The sequence below is a fragment of the Streptococcus mitis genome (genome assembly GCF_003942965.1).
Taxonomy (GTDB): Bacteria; Bacillota; Bacilli; order Lactobacillales; family Streptococcaceae; genus Streptococcus; species Streptococcus mitis_BH.
Genome location: NZ_RJOG01000009.1, coordinates 18,458 through 36,977 on the forward strand (window position 1 = coordinate 18,458; position 18,520 = coordinate 36,977).

16 protein-coding genes are annotated in these 18,520 nt (G+C 41.0%); 3 read left to right on the top strand and 13 right to left on the bottom strand.

The annotated features are described in order from the left end of the window. Nucleotides 1–56: 56 nt before the first annotated feature. From metE to D8837_RS04020, 5 genes are all read right to left on the bottom strand, one after another. Nucleotides 57–2,306 carry a 5-methyltetrahydropteroyltriglutamate--homocysteine S-methyltransferase gene (gene metE, locus D8837_RS04000; protein ID WP_125456275.1) on the bottom strand — a complete coding sequence of 750 codons (2,250 nt, stop codon included), beginning with the start codon at nucleotides 2,304–2,306 and terminating at the stop codon, nucleotides 57–59. A gap of 244 nt (nucleotides 2,307–2,550) precedes the next feature. After that, nucleotides 2,551–2,913 carry a TIGR02328 family protein gene (locus D8837_RS04005; RefSeq protein WP_049492064.1) on the bottom strand — a complete coding sequence of 121 codons (363 nt, stop codon included), beginning with the start codon at nucleotides 2,911–2,913 and terminating at the stop codon, nucleotides 2,551–2,553. After that, complete coding sequence (locus D8837_RS04010) at nucleotides 2,897–3,301, bottom strand: YbgA family protein (protein WP_049492169.1); 405 nt, start codon at nucleotides 3,299–3,301, stop codon at nucleotides 2,897–2,899. The genes D8837_RS04005 and D8837_RS04010 overlap by 17 nt, the downstream gene beginning before the upstream one ends. A gap of 54 nt (nucleotides 3,302–3,355) precedes the next feature. Further along, nucleotides 3,356–5,086, bottom strand: coding sequence for a DUF2075 domain-containing protein (locus D8837_RS04015; protein ID WP_049492066.1), 1,731 nt, complete (start codon nucleotides 5,084–5,086; stop codon nucleotides 3,356–3,358). Between the two features lie 15 nt (nucleotides 5,087–5,101). Then, complete coding sequence (locus tag D8837_RS04020; RefSeq protein WP_000843086.1) at nucleotides 5,102–5,431, bottom strand: MazG-like family protein; 330 nt, start codon at nucleotides 5,429–5,431, stop codon at nucleotides 5,102–5,104. 182 nt (nucleotides 5,432–5,613) lie between these two features. Between D8837_RS04020 and D8837_RS04025 the strand changes: the two genes are divergently transcribed. Next, complete coding sequence (locus tag D8837_RS04025) at nucleotides 5,614–6,231, top strand: TVP38/TMEM64 family protein (RefSeq protein WP_125456276.1); 618 nt, start codon at nucleotides 5,614–5,616, stop codon at nucleotides 6,229–6,231. A 42-nt stretch (nucleotides 6,232–6,273) separates the two neighbouring features. Here the strand turns inward: D8837_RS04025 and scrK are convergent, their stop codons facing one another. Continuing rightward, nucleotides 6,274–7,161, bottom strand: coding sequence for a fructokinase ScrK (gene scrK, locus D8837_RS04030; RefSeq protein WP_049492068.1), 888 nt, complete (start codon nucleotides 7,159–7,161; stop codon nucleotides 6,274–6,276). A 149-nt stretch (nucleotides 7,162–7,310) separates the two neighbouring features. Beyond that, a complete protein-coding gene (locus D8837_RS04035) occupies nucleotides 7,311–9,191 on the bottom strand; it encodes a sucrose-specific PTS transporter subunit IIBC (protein WP_125456277.1) in 1,881 nt (626 codons plus the stop codon). A 379-nt stretch (nucleotides 9,192–9,570) separates the two neighbouring features. Here D8837_RS04035 and D8837_RS04050 point away from each other — a divergent pair, with 379 nt between their 5' ends. Together D8837_RS04050 and D8837_RS04055 are read left to right on the top strand one after the other, a co-directional pair. After that, entirely contained in the window at nucleotides 9,571–11,025 is a 1,455-nt protein-coding gene (locus D8837_RS04050) for a sucrose-6-phosphate hydrolase (RefSeq protein WP_125447868.1), read from the top strand. Continuing rightward, a complete protein-coding gene (locus tag D8837_RS04055) occupies nucleotides 11,006–11,971 on the top strand; it encodes a LacI family DNA-binding transcriptional regulator (RefSeq protein WP_125456279.1) in 966 nt (321 codons plus the stop codon). The genes D8837_RS04050 and D8837_RS04055 overlap by 20 nt, the downstream gene beginning before the upstream one ends. Nucleotides 11,972–12,007: 36 nt before the next feature. Here the strand turns inward: D8837_RS04055 and D8837_RS04060 are convergent, their stop codons facing one another. The 6 genes from D8837_RS04060 to D8837_RS04085 all read right to left on the bottom strand — a co-directional run bounded on the left by D8837_RS04060 (nucleotide 12,008) and on the right by D8837_RS04085 (nucleotide 18,516). Further along, the gene (locus tag D8837_RS04060) at nucleotides 12,008–13,282 is read right to left on the bottom strand and encodes a hydroxymethylglutaryl-CoA reductase, degradative (protein ID WP_125456280.1); all 1,275 of its coding nucleotides are present in this window, start codon (nucleotides 13,280–13,282) and stop codon (nucleotides 12,008–12,010) included. Further along, nucleotides 13,282–14,454, bottom strand: coding sequence for a hydroxymethylglutaryl-CoA synthase (locus D8837_RS04065; protein WP_185755665.1), 1,173 nt, complete (start codon nucleotides 14,452–14,454; stop codon nucleotides 13,282–13,284). The genes D8837_RS04060 and D8837_RS04065 overlap by 1 nt, the downstream gene beginning before the upstream one ends. A gap of 113 nt (nucleotides 14,455–14,567) precedes the next feature. Continuing rightward, nucleotides 14,568–15,017 (bottom strand): threonine/serine exporter family protein, encoded by a 450-nt coding sequence (locus D8837_RS04070; protein WP_125456282.1) that lies wholly within the window; start codon nucleotides 15,015–15,017, stop codon nucleotides 14,568–14,570. 1 nt (nucleotide 15,018) lies between these two features. Continuing rightward, a complete protein-coding gene (locus D8837_RS04075) occupies nucleotides 15,019–15,777 on the bottom strand; it encodes a threonine/serine exporter family protein (RefSeq protein ID WP_125456283.1) in 759 nt (252 codons plus the stop codon). Nucleotides 15,778–15,871: 94 nt separating this feature from the next. After that, nucleotides 15,872–17,779 (bottom strand): Stk1 family PASTA domain-containing Ser/Thr kinase, encoded by a 1,908-nt coding sequence (pknB, locus tag D8837_RS04080; RefSeq protein ID WP_125456284.1) that lies wholly within the window; start codon nucleotides 17,777–17,779, stop codon nucleotides 15,872–15,874. Continuing rightward, entirely contained in the window at nucleotides 17,776–18,516 is a 741-nt protein-coding gene (locus D8837_RS04085; protein ID WP_125456285.1) for a Stp1/IreP family PP2C-type Ser/Thr phosphatase, read from the bottom strand. The genes pknB and D8837_RS04085 overlap by 4 nt, the downstream gene beginning before the upstream one ends. Nucleotides 18,517–18,520: the final 4 nt, after the last annotated feature.

An 18,520-nucleotide genomic window follows, 5' to 3' on the forward strand; every position in this document is an offset into this window, starting at 1 on the left:
TTATCCTTTTCTTTTTGATTTCATTTTGAACAACCGTTGTAGGGAGAAATCTAATCTTACAATTTCTCACGCGCAGCTTTAGCTGCTTCAACTAGGCGGATCAAGCTTTCTTTTGTTTCTGGAATACCACGTGTTTTCAAACCACAGTCAGGGTTGATCCAAACTTTCTTGCTTGGCACTTTAGCAAGGATAGCTTCGATAGTATTATCGATTTCGCCTTCGTTCGGCACACGAGGTGAGTGGATATCGTAAACCCCAGGTCCCACTTCAGTTTGGAAGTTTTTCGCTTTGAGTTCGTCCAAGATTTCAAGGTTTGAACGGCTAGCTTCAAAGGAAATAACGTCCGCATCCATGTTATCGATAGCTGGGATGATATCTGTAAATTCTGAGTAACACATGTGAGTGTGGATTTGTGTATCTGGCGCTACTGTTGAGTGTACCAAACGGAAGGCAGGAATAGCCCAGTCAAGGTAGTCTTCATACCAGTCGCTACGACGGAGTGGCAATTTCTCACGAAGAGCAGCCTCGTCGATTTGGATGATTTTCACACCAGCAGCTTCAAGGTCAAGCACTTCATCCTTGATAGCAAGGGCGATTTGAAGAGTAGAATCCTTGATAGAGATGTCTTCACGTGGGAATGACCAGTTAAGAATTGTAACAGGTCCAGTCAACATCCCCTTAACAGGTTTGTTTGTACGGCTTTGTGCATAGCTAGACCATTTAACAGTGATTGGGTTAAGACGAGTGACATCACCCCAGATGATTGGTGGTTTCACCCCACGCATACCGTAAGATTGTACCCAACCATTTTTAGAGAAGAGGTAACCTGACAAGTTTTGACCGAAGTACTCAACCATGTCATTACGCTCGAACTCACCGTGAACAAGGACATCAAAGTCGATATCTTCTTGCCATTTGATCCATTCATCGATTGTTTCAGCAAGGAAAGCATCGTACTCTTCTTGAGACAATTCACCTTTACGGTAAGCCAAACGTTTCGCACGAACTTCTTTAGTTTGAGGGAATGAACCGATAGTTGTTGTTGGAAGAGCTGGAAGTTTGAAAGCTTCTTCTTGGATGGCTTCACGTTCTGCAAATGCTGGCAAACGAGTGTAGTCTGCATCAGTCAAACCAGCGATACGCGCACGAAGTTCAGCATTTTCACCAACACGCTCAGTCGCAAAGAGTTCTTTGTTGGCTGCAAGTGCTTCTTCACCTTGACCATTACGGATAGCATCCAAATCACGAATCTCATCTAATTTTTCAACTGCAAAAGCAAAGTGGTTCAAGATAGCTGGTTCAAATTCCTCATTAGCAGTTGTAAACGGCACATGAAGAAGAGAGCATGAGCTTGTCAAGATAATGTTTTCAGCTGGAATTTGCTCAAGAATAGCCAAGCTCTTTTCGTAATTGTTACGCCAGATGTTCTTACCATTAACAATACCTGCATAAAGAGTCTTGTCAGCTGGGAAGCCACCTTTAACGAGTTCAAGAGTTTTCTTACCTTCAACGAAGTCAAGACCGATAGCATCTACTGGCAAGTTCACAAGGTCAACGTAAACGTCACGAACATCACCGAAGTAAGTTTGAAGCAAGACTTCAAGACCTTTTTTATCAGCCAAAAGTTTGTTGTAGAGGTTCAAGAAGAGAGCTTTTTCTTCAGCTGTCAAATCTTTTACAAGAGCAGCTTCGTCGAGTTGGATACGAGTCGCACCAAGTTCAGCCAATTTTGCAAAAACTTCTTGGTAGGCAGCTACTAAGCTGTCTACGAAGTCTTCTGCTTTCACACCTTCTTCAAAGTCTGACAGTTGAAGGAAAGTGAATGGACCTACAAGAACTGGGCGAGTGTTCAATCCAAGTTCTTTTGCTTCTTGGAACTCATCAAAAATCTTGTGACCTGCAAGTTTGACTTGAGTGTCTTTTTCAAATTTAGGAACGATGTAGTGGTAGTTGGTGTTGAACCATTTCTTCATTGGAAGGGCGCGAACGTCTCCTTTTTCTCCTTGGTAACCACGACCCAAAGCGAAGTAGCGCTCAAGGTCAGACAAGTCCAAGTTTTGAACTGAAGCAGGTACCACGTTGAAAAGGAAAGCTGCATCTAGGAAGTTATCATAGTGAGAAAAGTCATTTGATGGGATTTCAGTGATGCCTTTTTCTTTGACAATGTTCCAGTGTTTAGCACGCAAGCCTTTTGCGGCTTCCAAGAGTTCTTCTTCTGAGATTTCTTTTCTAAAGTATTTTTCAGTTGTAAATTTTAATTCGCGGAATTCGCCCAAACGTGGGAAACCGATGATTGTAGTTGACATGATGTGTCCTCCAAAATTTGTTGTTGAAACTATCTTAACAGAAAAGAAATCATCTGTATAATTGTAAAAAATTAGGCTTTGATATAGTTTGAAACTATATCTCTGTTTTAAACAAAAGAAAAAGACCTGAGAAAAATGCCTCAAATCCTTTGTGTATCTTGTTTTATAGCTGTATTTTAGTTAGACTGGTAAAACGCGTTATTAGTAATTCTTATAAGTGACTATGACTTGTTATTAGAAAAGACTATAAGTCAATCCCCTTCTCTCGGAGATTTGCCAGACACTCCTTATAGTAGGCAGCATCGTGCTCCTTGTAAATAGGGCTCGTCAAAGTCTCCTCAGGTAAATCCTCATAAGAAGGACAAATCTTACCACGGTAGTTCTTGTCCATCCACTCTGGACTGACATTGTAGCCACGGTCAGCCATCTCCTCCATGATCAAGCGATGATAGGCAAAGAGACGATAAGGCGAGTGGGTAAAGACATAGTCCACCGTCGCATGCTTTCTACCCCAGCCATTGCCACGCAGGGCGCAACACTCTCTATGTTGCCCCAAGAGTTGAGGACGAGGAAGCTGTGAAATCAAAGTCTCATGCCAAAGTCTCATGGGTGTCTCCTTTCAGTAAAGTCGAATGTTGCAAATAGGTATTTGGATAGCGATCAAGCAACTCTCTAGTCTTAGCAATCAAGTCTTCCTTAGAAGACTGACCAAAGCGGTAGCGATCCAGCAGGAACATATAGTCCTTGCGCTCAGCATCTGTCGCTTTCTTTTTGAAATAGCCCCAAATATGCTGAAAGGCATTGCAAACCTGACCCCTGTGTTCTGGAATCTGACAGGCACGGTCAATCATTTCCTGAACATGAGTCACTTCCACCTCTTCATTCTTCAAATATTGGCGAATTTCATTGTAAATATTGCTGGAATGACTCAAAACGAGGTATTTGTTTCTCGCCCAAAGTTGCTGGCAAAGGGCACGTTGGTTGTTATTATTCATAACTGACATTATACCATGTTTGGATTCAAAAAAATCTATTCCTACCTTATACTCTTATAAAATTGCATCTTTTAAAGCTGCTTGAAGTTCTTCATCTACTGCGTATATATACAGTCCATTTACTCCTCTTGTTAGTAAAACATTTAATTCATTTTTTAAAAGATCTGCACCAAAGTTTCTCATTTCACCATTGTCGAGTTTTCTATTTTGGACTGCACCTTTATTTTTACTAGCAGAAATATCGAACTTAATTTCACCATTTCTATATTTGACTGATGGACCAATAATTACCCCAGCGTAATTCAAATCAAAACCTTGAACAGTAAAAGTTGAACCTACTTCATTAATTGTTTGTGATTGTTCGATCCAAGAAAGTTTAGAGTCTTTTTTATCCCTACGTAATTCTCTATTCCAAGGACATGACCAGTCGTCTATTTCCACACACCAATACTCTTTATCTATTGGTTTAGATTGACTACTATAATCCCAATCATAGGTTGCTATTAACCTAGAAATTCCTAAGTGTTGATTCTTATCTTTTAATTTAATAGCATCTTGTAATTCCTTTGGAGAATTAAATATCTGGATATCATAGTTCTTGTCTTCTTTTAATTTGGTAATTTCTCTTTTATCAATAATATTTCTAATCCAACTAATTGTAGATTCACTAGCTTTTATACGCATTTGATTATTTAATTCGATTAAATTACCAGACAACCTCGCTTGATGCTGTAAAGTCAAAAATGAATCATCTACCCATATTTGAGATTTATTCATTATTTGATTATCATCGTAAACTAGAACGACTACTTTAGATTTTGAAAGAATATCCTTTAAATGATTGCCGCCTTGATAAGCTTGGTTTTTTGCTGTCAAAAGTAAGTGCCCTTCATCAATAACGACTATACCAGCATCTACATCTTGTTTTTTCAGTGCATTTAAAAACTGGGTTGGTTTCATAGCAACATCAAGAGTTGAACCACTCTTCCATTCAAGCTTTTTCTCTATTTCTTTATAGACACTCAATTGATCATCATGATTAACAACCAAATTAATTGCATTATTTTCTCTTAGGAAATCCGTGTCATCAGAATTTAATAGATCATCGATTAAAGAACTCATCAAAACAGTTTTACCAGCACCAGCTTCTCCTTTAACCAAGATTAAAGTTCCAAACTCGTTCTTACTAAGTGCTGATGTAATTTTAAAAATGATTTTATTTTTCGCTTTTAATTGCTCATTGGTTAATTTATGAAATGGAGAAGATTTAAAAATTGCAGAATTTCTAACAATACTTTCTGCTGGAAATAAATACTTATTTTTCTTATTTAACGAACTCCAAATTTTGGTAAAAATCTCATCAAGCTCATCAGAAGTATAATATTTATTTTGAGGATTCCCTCGCCTATTTTGAACATTTGAAACATTATCAACGCTTAATAAATACAACATTAGTCTATTCTCAATATCTAGTGTCAAAGACTTATTAAAGTGATGATGACCTATAACAAACATTTTAGTAGTATTTGATTTTAAAAATTTAGCCCAATCTTCTCTAATTTCACCTAAATGTTGATTTGTACGACGTACAATATCTGTTGTTTCACCTACATAAACACTATAACCATCTGAATTCTTATCATTTACAATATATATAGTCGGATATTCAAACAATAGCATTTTGTTTTCATCACGAAAACTGATTTTTAAAGTTTCCTGTAAAGTGTCTAATGAACCACTTTCATATTTTACTTCTTCAATTACTGGTTTCAATATTTTACTCATATCAGTTACTCAACACTATAATTCAGTATATTTTTTATTATTCCCCTTACTTAATTTAACAGGATATTTCGCTTTATTTTTTTCTAATTTTTCTTCAATAATCTGTTCTATATCCAGTTGTAAATTATCAGCTAACATCATTGAATATATTAGCACATCCGCTAGTTCTTCTTTAATTCTTTCAAGAGAATTTGTTGTAACTTCTTCAGGCTGCTTCCATTGGAACAATTCTAGAAGTTCACTAGATTCCAGCAAGATAGAAATAGCTAAATCTTTTTCATTGTGAAATTTTCTCCAATCCCGATCATCTCGAAATTTATTAATTTTCTCTATTGTTGATTTCATTTATTTTCTCCAACTTCAATTTACTTATACACATTATATCATGAAACCCGTTCTTAAATTTTATAATTGGAATAAAATTAGGTTTAAATTCTTGAAATTCCCTCTAATCCCAAAACAATCCTTTCCCCCTTTCTCCTCCAAAATATGGTATAGTAGAGTTATACTATCTATGAGGAGTTTACATGTCACAGGATAAACAAATGAAAGCTGTTTCTCCCCTTCTGCAGCAGGTTATCAATATCTCATCTATCGTCGGGGGAGTCGGCACCTTGATTTTCTGTATTTGGGCTTATCAGGCTGGGATTTTACAGTCTAAGGAAACCCTCTCTGCCTTTATCCAGCAGGCAGGTATCTGGGGTCCACCTCTCTTTATCTTTTTACAGATTTTACAAACGGTCGTCCCTATCATTCCTGGGGCCTTGACCTCTGTGGCTGGCGTCTTTATCTACGGGCACATCATCGGGACTATCTACAACTATATCGGCATCGTGATTGGCTGTGCTATTATCTTTTATCTGGTGCGCCTCTATGGGGCTGCCTTTGTCCAGTCTGTCGTCAGCAAGCGCACCTATGACAAGTATATCGGTTGGTTGGATAAAGGCAATCGTTTTGACCGTTTCTTTATCTTTATGATGATTTGGCCCATTAGTCCAGCTGACTTTCTCTGTATGCTAGCTGCCCTGACCAAGATGAGCTTCAAGCGCTATATGACCATCATCATTCTGACCAAACCCTTTACCCTCGTGGTTTATACCTACGGTCTGACCTATATTATTGACTTTTTCTGGCAAATGCTTTGACACATAAAAAATCCGTTTGGTTTCCCAAGCGGATTTTGTGCTTTATTTTGAAACTTCTTTTGCAAGGACAAAGTTCCCAAGTGTGGCAGAACCATTTCCTGCGACTGCTGGAGTCACGATATATTCACGCACATCAGGTACTGGTAGGTAACCGTTGAGAAGAGCTGTAAATTTCTCACGGACACGATCCAGCATGTGTTGTTGAGCCATGACTCCTCCACCAAAGACAATCACGTCTGGGCGGAAAGTCACTGTCGCATTGACCGCAGCTTGAGCGATATAGTAGGCTTGGACATCCCAAACAGGGTTGTTGAGTTCAATGTTTTCCCCACGAACACCTGTACGAGCTTCCAAACTTGGACCAGCTGCATAGCCTTCTAAACATCCCTTATGGAAAGGACAAACACCCTTAAACTCTTTTTCAATATCCATTGGGTGTCTAGCAACATAATAATGACCCATCTCAGGGTGACCCACACCACCGATAAACTCACCACGTTGGATGACACCTGCACCGATACCTGTACCGATTGTGTAGTAAACCAAGTTTTCGATACGACCACCAGCATTGTTACGGGCAACCACTTCACCATAAGCAGAGCTATTTACGTCTGTAGTGAAGTACATTGGCACGTTGAGGGCGCGACGAAGGGCTCCAAGCAAGTCCACATTTGCCCAGTTTGGTTTTGGAGTCGTTGTGATAAAGCCATAAGTTTTTGAGTTTTTATCAATATCAATCGGACCAAATGAACCAACTGCAAGACCAGCAAGGTTGTCGAATTTTGAGAAGAACTCGATGGTTTTATCGATTGTTTCGATTGGAGTTGTTGTTGGAAATTGTGTTTTTTCTACAACGTTAAAGTTTTCATCACCGACAGCACAGACAAACTTTGTACCGCCCGCTTCCAAGCTTCCATATAATTTTGTCATGATAAACCTCTTGTTTTTATTTTCTTTATTATAGCATATTTCGAAAGTCTAAATTTCTCTATTTTTTAGATTTTCCTCTGTAAATCTTACCATTCAAGCAAAAACGAACAAACATGTCATTTGTTCGTTTTCACATTAGAGAGGATTGATTAGATTTTCACTTCGATCACAGCATCACCTTTAGCAACTGATCCAGAAGCAACTGGATTTACTGAAACAAAGTCAGCTGTGTTTGTCACGATAACCATTGTTGTGTTATCAAGACCTGCAGCAGCAATCTTAGCTGAGTCAAAGGTTCCAAGAACATCTCCAGCTTTAACCTTGTCACCTTGAGCAACTTTTTGGTCAAATCCTTCACCATTCATTGAAACAGTATCGATACCAACGTGGATCAAGATTTCAGCTCCGTTTGCAGTTTTCAAACCATAAGCATGTCCTGTTGGGAAGACGATTGTCACTTCAGCATCAGCTGGGGCGTAAACAACATCTTGACTTGGTTTCACAGCGATACCTTGGCCCATAGCTCCACTTGAGAAGACTGGGTCATTAACATCTGAAAGGGCAACTACGTCACCAACGATTGGTGTTTGGATTGTTTCGTCTGTTAGCTTAGATGCAGTTTCTACTACTTCTTCGCTAACTTCAGGCTTTTTTACAGTTGATTCTCCATCAGTTTCATCTTCATAACCAAACATGTAAGTAAGAGCAAAACCAAGAGCAAATGATACAGCTACCATAAGAAGGTATTGTGCAAGTTGTCCGTTACCAATGTAAAGCATTGTACCTGGGATGATAGTGATACCATTACCAGTACCAGCAAGCCCAAGGATAGATGCCAATCCACCACCGATAGCACCAGCGATCAATGAAAGGAAGAATGGTTTACGGAAACGCAAGTTAACCCCGAAGATAGCAGGCTCAGTAATACCTAGGAAGGCAGAAAGAGCAGCTGGGAAAGCAAGTGTTTTAAGTTTAGGATTTTTAGTTTTCACACCAACGGCTACTGTTGCAGCACCTTGAGCAGTCATGGCAGCTGTGATGATAGCGTTGAATGGGTTGACATGGTCAGCAGCAAGCAATTGAACTTCAAGCAAGTTGAAGATGTGGTGAACACCTGATACGACGATAACTTGGTGAACTCCACCGATCAAGAAACCACCAAGACCAAATGGCAAGTTAAGGATAGCTTTTGTTCCAAGAAGGATGTAGTTTTCAACAACGTGGAAGACTGGTCCGATGATAAACAAACCAAGAATTGACATTACGAGAAGTGTTACGAATGGTGTTACCAAGAGATCAAGTACATCTGGAACCACTTTACGAACAGCTTTTTCAAACTTAGCTCCGACAACCCCGATAATGAAGGCTGGAAGAACTGAACCTTGCAAACCTACAACTGGGATAAATCCGAAGAAGTTCATAGCAGTTACTTCACCGCCAGATGCAACAGCCCAGGCATTTGGAAGTGAACCAGAAACAAGCATCATACCAAGAACGATACCAACAGCTGGGTTACCACCGAATACACGGAAGGTTGACCAAACGACCAAACCTGGCAAGATGATAAAGGCTGTGTCAGTCAAAATTTGAGTGTAAGTTGTCACATCTTCTGGAAGTGTCATTCCAAGAGCATTCAAGAGCCCACGAACACCCATGAAGAGACCAGTTGCTACGATAACTGGAATGATTGGAACAAAGACGTCACCAAAAGTACGGATGGCACGTTGGAACCAATTTCCTTGTTTAGCAGCTTCTGCCTTCATCTCATCCTTAGATGTCGTTGGCAAACCAAGAGCTACGACTTCATCGTACATCTTGTTTACTGTACCTGTACCAAAAATGATTTGGTATTGACCTGAGTTAAAGAAAGCACCTTGAACTTTTTCCAAGTTCTCGATAGCATCTTTGTTGATCTTCGCTTCATCTTTCACCATAACACGAAGGCGAGTCGCACAGTGAGCTACACTGTTGACGTTCTCACGTCCACCCAAGGCTTCGATGACTTTTTTTGCAATTTCTGTATTGGTCATTTGCAAAAATCTCCTTATAAAAAAATTTGTTTTTGTTTGAAAGCGATTTTACTCGCCCCACGAATATTATTCTATCACGTTTAAAAAATATGTCAAGCGTTTTGCAGAAAAAATATTCTATCCACTTAGTAGACACGTTTCAGATTGATTGTTTTGACTGTTTTAACAGACATCCCTTGAAAAAATAAGTTTGAACCCTTGGTTAAAAAGGCTTTTATTTCATTATCTTTCATATTTTCTTGAAAAGTTGATTGATTTTCTGGTTTTGTTTTGTGATAAACGTTTGACAGTTTTTTTTCTTTTTTAACATAAAAGACTTGCTTTTTTAACCGAAAACGGTTACTATTAAAAGTGATAAGATTTTTGGAGGAATGAATGAATGGAATGGACAACTGAGCATCGTTACAGACTTTATCAAGATTGGACGCAAGAAGAAATTCAACATATAAAGGAAAATATGGCACAATCTCCATGGCATACTCATTACCATGTTGAGCCAAAAACAGGACTTCTAAACGACCCAAATGGCTTTTCTTACTTTGATGGGAAGTGGATTGTTTTTTATCAAAACTTTCCTTTTGGTGCAGCCCACGGTTTGAAATCTTGGGTTCAATTGGAAAGCGAGGACTTGGTTCACTTCACAGAAACTGGTGCCAAAGTTTTGCCTGATACTCCATTAGATAGCCACGGTGCCTACTCTGGTTCTGCCATGCAGTTTGGTGATAACTTGTTCCTATTCTATACAGGAAATGTTCGCGACGAAAACTGGATCCGTCACCCATACCAGATTGGGGCTTTGATGGATAAGGATGGCAATATTACGAAGATTGACAAGATCTTGATTGACCAGCCAGCAGACTCTACAGACCACTTCCGCGATCCGCAAATTTTTAACTTCAAGGGGCAATATTATGCCATCGTCGGTGGACAGGACTTGGAGAAAAAAGGCTTCGTCCGTCTCTACAAAGCTATTGACAATGACTACACAAACTGGCAAGCAGTTGGCGACCTTGACTTTGCTAACGACCGCACTGCCTACATGATGGAATGTCCAAATCTGGTCTTTGTAGGGGGACAACCTGTCCTTCTCTACTGCCCACAAGGATTGGATAAAGATGTTCTAGACTACGATAATATCTATCCAAATATGTATAAAATTGGGGCTTCCTTTGACCCTGAAAATGCAAAAATAGTAGATGTGTCTCAACTTCAAAACATGGACTATGGTTTCGAAGCCTATGCAACCCAAGCCTTCAACGCTCCTGACGGACGTGCTCTAGCAGTTAGCTGGCTTGGATTACCAGATGTTTCTTACCCATCTGACCGTTTTGACCACCAAGGAACCTTCTCTTTGGTCAAAGAACTGACTATCAAAGATGGCAAACTCTACCAATACCCAGTCGCAGCTATCAAGGACCTCCGTGCTTCTGAAGAAGCCTTCTCAAACCGTGTCCAAACCAATAACACTTACGAACTTGAACTCAACTTGGAAGCCAATAGCCAGAGCGAGATTGTCTTACTTGCTGATAAAGAAGGCAAGGGACTTTCCATCAACTTTGACCTTGTAAATGGTCAAGTAACAGTGGATCGTAGTCAGGCTGGTGAGCAGTACGCACAAGAATTTGGAACTACTCGTTCTTGCCCTATCGACAATCAGGCTACTACTGCTACAATCTTCATCGATAACTCTGTCTTTGAAATTTTCATCAATAAAGGAGAAAAAGTATTTTCTGGTCGTGTCTTCCCACATGCGGACCAAAATGGTATCCTGATTAAATCTGGAAACCCAACTGGAACTTACTATGAATTAGATTATGGTCGCAAAACTAACTGATGTCGCCAAACTTGCAGGCGTCAGCCCTACTACCGTTTCTCGGGTTATCAATAAAAAAGGGTATCTCTCTGAGAAAACCATCCAAAAAGTCAATGAAGCCATGCGAGAATTGGGCTATAAACCCAACAACCTAGCTCGTAGCTTGCAAGGAAAATCGGCCAAATTAATCGGTTTGATTTTCCCCAATATTTCCAACGTTTTCTATGCAGAATTGATTGATAAGCTGGAACACCAACTCTTCAAAAATGGTTACAAGACCATCATTTGCAACAGTGAGCACGATTCTGAGAAGGAACGTGAATACATCGAAATGTTGGAAGCCAATCAGGTGGACGGTATCATTTCTGGTAGTCACAATCTAGGAATCGAAGACTACAATCGCGTGACAGCACCAATTATTTCCTTCGACCGAAACCTATCGCCAGACATTCCTGTCGTTTCCTCTGACAACTATGCTGGTGGGGTTCTTGCTGCCCATACCTTAGTCAAGACAGGTGCCCAGTCTATCATTATGATTACAGGGAATGACAATTCCAATTCGCCAACTGGACTGCGCCACGCTGGTTTTGCTTCTGTACTCCCCAAAGCTCCTATTATCAATGTTTCCAGTGACTTTTCTCCTGTCAGAAAAGAAATGGAAATCAAGAATATCTTGACTCGACAAAAACCAGATGCAATTTTTGCTTCGGATGATTTGACCGCTATTCTAGTCATTAAAATTGCTCAGGAACTGGGAATTTCTGTACCAGAAGAGCTCAAGGTCATCGGTTACGATGGTACCTACTTTATCGAGAATTACTACCCTCAACTGGCTACTATTAAGCAACCCTTGGAAGAAATTGCCTGCCTCACTGTGGACCTCCTCTTGCAGAAGATAGAAGGCAAGGAAGTTGCGACAACTGGTTACTTCTTACCAGTTACTCTATTGCCAGGAAAAAGTATTTAAACACAAGAAAACTCAGACCGAATTCGTCTGAGTTTTTTATGATCTTAAATTTTCTAAATAACGCTGGGCTGTCTCTAGGTTAAAGGTTTTATCTGCAATGAGGCGCTCGACTAGGGGAGCTACCTCGGATTCACTGGCTCCTGCTAGGAGAGCTAAGGATTTAGCCTGCAATTTCATGTGGCCTTGCTGAATCCCTGTACTCACCAAGGCTTTGAGGGCCGCAAAGTTTTGGGCAAGCCCGATAGACACGATAAGCTGAGCTAATTCTTTAGCAGAAGGATTTCCCAGTAGTTCATGACTGAGGGCTACACGAGGGTTGAGACCAATAGAGCCACCCTTGGTTGCTACAGGCATAGGAAGAGTCATTTGACCAACCAATTCTTCTGTCTCCAAGTCTAGACGCCAAGAGCTAAGACCTTGGTAATATCCATCTCGACTGGCAAAGGCATGGGCCCCGGCTTCGATGGCACGCCAGTCATTACCAGTGGCAATCAAAATGGCATCAATACCATTAAAAATCCCTTTATTATGAGTAGCAGCTCGATAAGGATCAGCCTGCGCAAACTGACTAGCCAAAGCTATTTTCTCCGCAATCTCTCGTCCTTGCTCCTTTTGACGACTCAAGTAGCGAAAGGCGATGTGGCAACTTGCCGTCACCAGAGAATCGGTCGCAAAATTAGATAGGATTCCCATGAGACTCTGCCCCTGGCTGAGTTCTTCTAAGACTGGTTTCAAGGCCTCCAGCATGGTGTTGAGCATATTGGCTCCCATGGCTTCCTGGGTATCGACATGAAGATAAACAACGAGAAAGTCTGTTTCGCCTTTTATCTGCTCTACATGCAAATCACGCGCCCCACCTCCACGTTTAACGATAGAAGGATAGGCTTGATTGGCAAGTTCTAAGAGTTCCTCTTTCTTACTAGCAATCTTCTCTTGCGCTTGTTCAGGATTAGAAACTTGATAAAGGGCGACCTGTCCAATCATCTGGCGATCATGGACTTGCGCAGTAAAACCGCCTGCACGCTTGATGATTTTACTGGCATAACTAGCCGCAGCAACCACGGACGGTTCTTCTGTCACATAGGGAACTGTGTATTCCTGACCGTTAACGAGAACCTCTGGGACCAGCGAATAAGGCAGAGAAAAAGTTCCCACTACATTCTCACTCAGCTGGTCTCCCACAGTCACACTCATCTGTTCATCCTGCTCCAAACTCTCTTGTCTCTCAGGACTAAGGAGCGCCTGAGCTTTTATCAGCTCGAGGCGCTCTTGGTATGATTTTTTAGAAAATCCATTCCAACTTATCTTCATTATTTTTCAACCTTGCTATAACGGCGTTGGTGGTCGACAATTTCAACCAAGGCAAAATCTTGATTTTCATAATCTGTAAACTGAGCAGAGTTTGTTTCATCCAAGTCTACTTCCTCAAAGAAGACTTTTTCATAGTCTGCAACGGATAAGACAGTTCTTTGGTCCAGCTTGTTCAAGCGGTCTTTGTCTAGATAGGCTTCATATCCTTCAACCAATTCACCACTAAAGAACTCAGCCACGGCACCACTTCCGTAACTATAAAGGGCAATTTTATCCCCAGCCTTCAAGCTATCTGTATTTTCCAACAGAGACAAAAGTCCAAGGAAAAGTGAACCTGTGTAGATATTCCCCACCTTTTGGCTGTAGAGAATAGACTGGTCAAAATGCTTTTGCAAGAGGTCTTTTTTCTCTTGGGGCAAGCTCTTATCCATGATTTTTTTCAAGCCTTTTAGCGCCAATTTAGGATAAGGCAAGTGGAAACAAACAGCCGCAAAATCATCCAAAGTAAGCTGGTAGCGTTTTTGGTATTCAAGCCAAGTCGTTTTCAAGCTATCCAAGTATTGTTGGGTAGAATAAACACCATTTACATATGGGGTTGTCGAGTAATTTGGACGCCAGAAATCCATGATATCACGGGTCTGAGCTACATTGTCATTATTAAAGGTCATAATGCGTGGATTTTGTGTAATCAACATAGCCACACTTCCAGCACCCTGAGTTGGTTCTCCTGGAGTTTCAATACCATACTTGGCAATATCACTGGCAATAACCAAGACTTTGGACTCTGGAGAATTTTCCACATGCAATTTGGCATAATGGAGGGCAGCAGTCGCTCCATAGCAGGCTTCTTTAATCTCGAAACTACGAGCAAAGGGCTGGATACCCAGCAAACCATGTACAAAGACGGCCGCAGCCTTACTCTGGTCAATTCCTGACTCAGTAGCCACAATGACCATGTCGATTTCTTGTCTTTCTTGCTCAGTTAAAATAGAGTCACTTGCACTGGCTGCCAAGGTCACAATGTCCTCAGTTAGGGGCGCAATACTCAATTCCTTGAGCAAGAGTCCTTTACTTAATTTTTCAGGGTCAATTCCCCTCGCTTCTGCTAAGTCTTGTAATTTCAAGACATATTGACTGGTCGCAAAACCAATCTTATCAATACCGATTGTCATATTTACCTCTGTTTTATCATTCATTGTAAAAAATCGTTCTATACTATTTTATCACAAATGGCAGTAAAAGAGAGAAAAAAGACTTGATTCACCAAATCAAGTCTCTTAGCAATCTAACTATTATGCTGTTTTCGTAAGTAGGAGTAAAATCTAAGAATCACTGTTCCACTAGCCATTCCAATGGAAATCACCAAAGCCAACATAACAACCAAGGTTGCACTAGCAATGGCGTGACTGTAATCCCCCGTCACAAAAAAGGCAGTTGTCCGATAAGAAAGATAACCCGGAACCAGAGGTGCCAAGATTGCTAAGATAAAGACTACAGCAGGTGTCTTATAAAGAATACTCAAAATCTGGCTGACACATGAACCGATAATGGCCGCAATGAAGGTAGCTACGATAACATTGGTTGGTTCCTTGAGTAAGAGATAGATTAGCCAGACAGCCATGCCCAAAATCCCTCCAGGTAAGAGCATGGACCTTTGCACATTGAGTACGATTAAAAAGGTAATAATGGCAAGAAGACTTGCTACTGCTTGTAATAAAAAGGTTGTTAGTGTCATATTAATTCATCAATACCAAGGCGACAGAAGTTCCTGCCCCTAAAGCAAGGGTAATGAGCAGGGATTCAAACATCTTACTCATACCAGAGTTTATGTGGTTGGTCATAATATCACGAACCGCGTTGGTCAAGGCAATCCCTGGTACAAAAGGCATGACCGCACCAGCTATAATCAAATCTGCTGTTGAAGGAAATCCTGTGTAGCGAGCCCAAAACTGGGCAATCATCCCAAAGACAAAGGCTCCAGCAAAGGCTGTCACAAAAGGAATTCGGATAAACTTCTCCACATAGAGGGAAAAGGCAAAACCAAATAAGGTAGCCACTCCTGCCCCAAGTGCATCGTAGATATTTCCACTAAACATAATCGAAAAGAAAGGAGCACTAAAGGTAGCAGCCAGAGTTACCTGCAACTTGGTATAGGGAAGAGGTTGGGCTTGCAAGACCGTCAATTGCTTGAAGGCTGTCTCTAAATCAAGCTTTCCACCTACCAACTGTCGAGAAATCTGGTTCACATCGCAGACTTTTTCGATGTTATAAGAAGAGGAAGTCACGCGCTTCATGCGAGAAATATTGGTATTTTCAATGGAGAAAAAGATAGCGGCAGGCATGGCAAGAACATTGCAATCCACAATCCCCTGCGAATGCGCAATACGAATCATGGTATCTTCTACACGATGAATCTCTGAACCACTTTTGAGGAGAATGGTTCCTGCTAGCATAATCACATCGATAACGGCATTTAATTCTCTTGATTCTTCCATGCTTTCCTCCTTTTAGTTACTTTCTCTATTCTATCACAAAAATTCAATTTAAAAAAATCTTTGTCATAATATCATGACAAAGATCGGCTTATTATCAAGGAGTTTCGTGGTTTCCTTCACTATTTGGTTGATTCGTTGGAGGATTATTCCCTTGTTGATTACCTTGTTGATTACCTCGCTGACTACCTTGTTGGTTCCCTTGATTTGGTGTTGTTGTAGAACCTTGGTTTCCACGTTGAGTAGGATTAGAGGATGAAGTTGACGGCGGTGTTTTCGGTCTATAAACTGAGATTTTGATACGTGTGTAAGTAGGGTCAACCTTTTCTCCAGCTTTTGGTGTTTGATCTACAACCGTGCCCTCTACTGTTCCTTCAGGAGCTGTCGAAACCTCGACAACCTCAATATTAGCCTCATTTACTCCGACAATCCTAATCAGATTAGTCTTAGTAAATTCGAAACTTGAACCGATGTAATTAGGCATACCCTTCTTAGCAACTGTTAAGGTGATCGTAGTAGCTTTTGAGAGATCATATGTCGAACCCGAAGCAGGAGTCTGTCTGAGGACGGTTCCAGGTTCGATTTCGCTGGATACTTCCTCTTCCATCTGGATTAGATTTTCTGGCACCTTTTTCTCCTTGAGTTCAGCTACGACATCCGTATACTTGCGTCCGACGTAATTGCTCAATTGGAAGGATTGCTTACCTGATGAGACAACCAAATTGATTTTCGTTCCTTCTTTTCGGCTACTACCCGCTTCAGGATCCGTTCGAATGACACGTCCTTCTGCTACTGTATCACTAGCTTCTGATTTTTCTTCGCCTGCTTCAAAATTAGCTTTTTTAAGAGCTTCTTTAGCTTCTGCAACCGTCTGACCTGCCACATTTGGAATAGCAATAGTTGCAGGAGTTCTGGATAGTATCCAAATAAGAGAAGCTGCCACCAGTCCAATCGTTGCTAGCAGAATCAGATAACGAAATCTAAACTTCCGTTTTTTAACAGGTTTCTCTAAATACTCATTAGTAGAAGTAGGTTGTACAACTTTCTTAGGTTGTTGTTTCGGACTTTGGACTTGTGGTTTTGGAATCGCAGTTAGAGTACTTTGTGGAACTTTAGGAAGAGTCTTGGTATCCGCCTTAGTCGCATCGTCAAAGACCAGTTTTGGTTCATTACGACGATTATAAGACAAACTACTAGATAAATCCACATACATTTCAGCAACTGATTTGTAGCGATCTGTCAATTTCTTGGCAGTTGCCTTGATAACAACATTTTCTAAAGCCTGAGGCACAGATGGATTTTCAGCTATAACCGATGGCAATGGCTTCTGGAAATGCTGGAGGGCGATGGTAACCGCACTATCCCCATCGTAAGGAATATGACCTGTCAGCATCTCATAGAAAATAATCCCCATGGCATAGATATCACTCTGCACAGTTGCTTTAGAACCACGCGCCTGCTCTGGTGACAAGTAATGAACTGAACCCAGCATTGAGTTGGTCTGAGTCAGACTTGTCTCAGCAAAAGCGACCGCAATCCCAAAGTCTGTGACCTTGGCAGTCCCATCTGGGGTCAAAAGGATATTTTGCGGTTTCAAATCCCTGTGAACAATTCCTCGAGTATGGGCTAAGCGCATAGCCAAGAGGATTTGTCCCATGATTCGAACCGCTTCTTCATTTGAAAGAGGGTGATGTTCCTTGATATAGCGTTTGAGGTCTAATCCAGCAACATATTCCATTGCGAGATACTGTTGTCCCTCTTCTTCACCGATATCTGTAATCCGAACGATATGAGGATGGTCCAGATCCGCCATGGCTCTCGCTTCCCGCTGAAAACGAGCCACTGCAATAGGATCTGTCTGGTAGTTGGTCCTCAGGACCTTCACTGCCACTTCTTCACCGTCCAAAATCAAATCCTTGGCCAAATAGACATCTGCCATGCCTCCTCGACCAATTTGTTTGATAATCCGATACCGCCCGGCAAAAATCTTGCCGATTTGGATCATTCTGTTGCCTCCTCATTAACAGCAATAAGGGCAACTGTGATATTGTCTAAACCACCAGCATTGTTGGCAAAACGGATCAAGGTTGCTGCCTTATCTGCCAAAGAAATATCGCTGGTTACAATATCAGAAATCTCACTACCTGAAATCATATTTGTCAAGCCATCACTATTGAGTAAGAGATAGTCCCCAGGCTCAAGGGTGATTATTCCAAAATCAGGCTGAATTTCATCTTTTTGACCAATAGATTGAGTAATAATATTTTTCTGTGGATGGCTAGCAGCTTCTTCTGGCGTCAATTGACCTGCCTTAAGCAATTCATTGACCAAAGAATGGTCGCTCGTTAACTGGTGGTATTCTTCTCCACGAATCAAACCGATACGAGAATCCCCAATGTGGGCATAGATAGCCTGATTATCAATAATGGCTACAGCCTCAAGGGTTGTACCCATCCCTTTATAGGCTTCATCTTGCCCCAATTGGTTAATCTTTTTATTTTCCATCTCAAGGTTGTTAGCAAACCATTCACGCACCTCGTTGATGGTATCAATTTGGGTATCTACCCAAGCGATACCTAAATCTGTAACCGCCATTTCACTCGCGATATTTCCTGCACGGTGTCCTCCCATCCCGTCAGCTAAGATAATCATAGTACGACCTGCTCTGTTGACGTAGTGGTTGACATAGTCTTGGTTATTTGTTCGTTTTTGACCAACATCCGTTAATATTGAAATTTCCATATGT

Coding starts and splice junctions, on each gene's coding strand:
- metE (WP_125456275.1), bottom strand. CDS start 2,306: ATGTCAACTACAATCATCGGTTTCCCACGTTTGGGCGAATTCCGCGAA.
- D8837_RS04005 (WP_049492064.1), bottom strand. CDS start 2,913: ATGAGACTTTGGCATGAGACTTTGATTTCACAGCTTCCTCGTCCTCAA.
- D8837_RS04010 (WP_049492169.1), bottom strand. CDS start 3,301: ATGAATAATAACAACCAACGTGCCCTTTGCCAGCAACTTTGGGCGAGA.
- D8837_RS04015 (WP_049492066.1), bottom strand. CDS start 5,086: ATGAGTAAAATATTGAAACCAGTAATTGAAGAAGTAAAATATGAAAGT.
- D8837_RS04020 (WP_000843086.1), bottom strand. CDS start 5,431: ATGAAATCAACAATAGAGAAAATTAATAAATTTCGAGATGATCGGGAT.
- D8837_RS04025 (WP_125456276.1), top strand. CDS start 5,614: ATGTCACAGGATAAACAAATGAAAGCTGTTTCTCCCCTTCTGCAGCAG.
- scrK (WP_049492068.1), bottom strand. CDS start 7,161: ATGACAAAATTATATGGAAGCTTGGAAGCGGGCGGTACAAAGTTTGTC.
- D8837_RS04035 (WP_125456277.1), bottom strand. CDS start 9,191: ATGACCAATACAGAAATTGCAAAAAAAGTCATCGAAGCCTTGGGTGGA.
- D8837_RS04050 (WP_125447868.1), top strand. CDS start 9,571: ATGGAATGGACAACTGAGCATCGTTACAGACTTTATCAAGATTGGACG.
- D8837_RS04055 (WP_125456279.1), top strand. CDS start 11,006: ATGGTCGCAAAACTAACTGATGTCGCCAAACTTGCAGGCGTCAGCCCT.
- D8837_RS04060 (WP_125456280.1), bottom strand. CDS start 13,282: ATGAAGATAAGTTGGAATGGATTTTCTAAAAAATCATACCAAGAGCGC.
- D8837_RS04065 (WP_185755665.1), bottom strand. CDS start 14,454: ATGACAATCGGTATTGATAAGATTGGTTTTGCGACCAGTCAATATGTC.
- D8837_RS04070 (WP_125456282.1), bottom strand. CDS start 15,017: ATGACACTAACAACCTTTTTATTACAAGCAGTAGCAAGTCTTCTTGCC.
- D8837_RS04075 (WP_125456283.1), bottom strand. CDS start 15,777: ATGGAAGAATCAAGAGAATTAAATGCCGTTATCGATGTGATTATGCTA.
- pknB (WP_125456284.1), bottom strand. CDS start 17,779: ATGATCCAAATCGGCAAGATTTTTGCCGGGCGGTATCGGATTATCAAA.
- D8837_RS04085 (WP_125456285.1), bottom strand. CDS start 18,516: ATGGAAATTTCAATATTAACGGATGTTGGTCAAAAACGAACAAATAAC.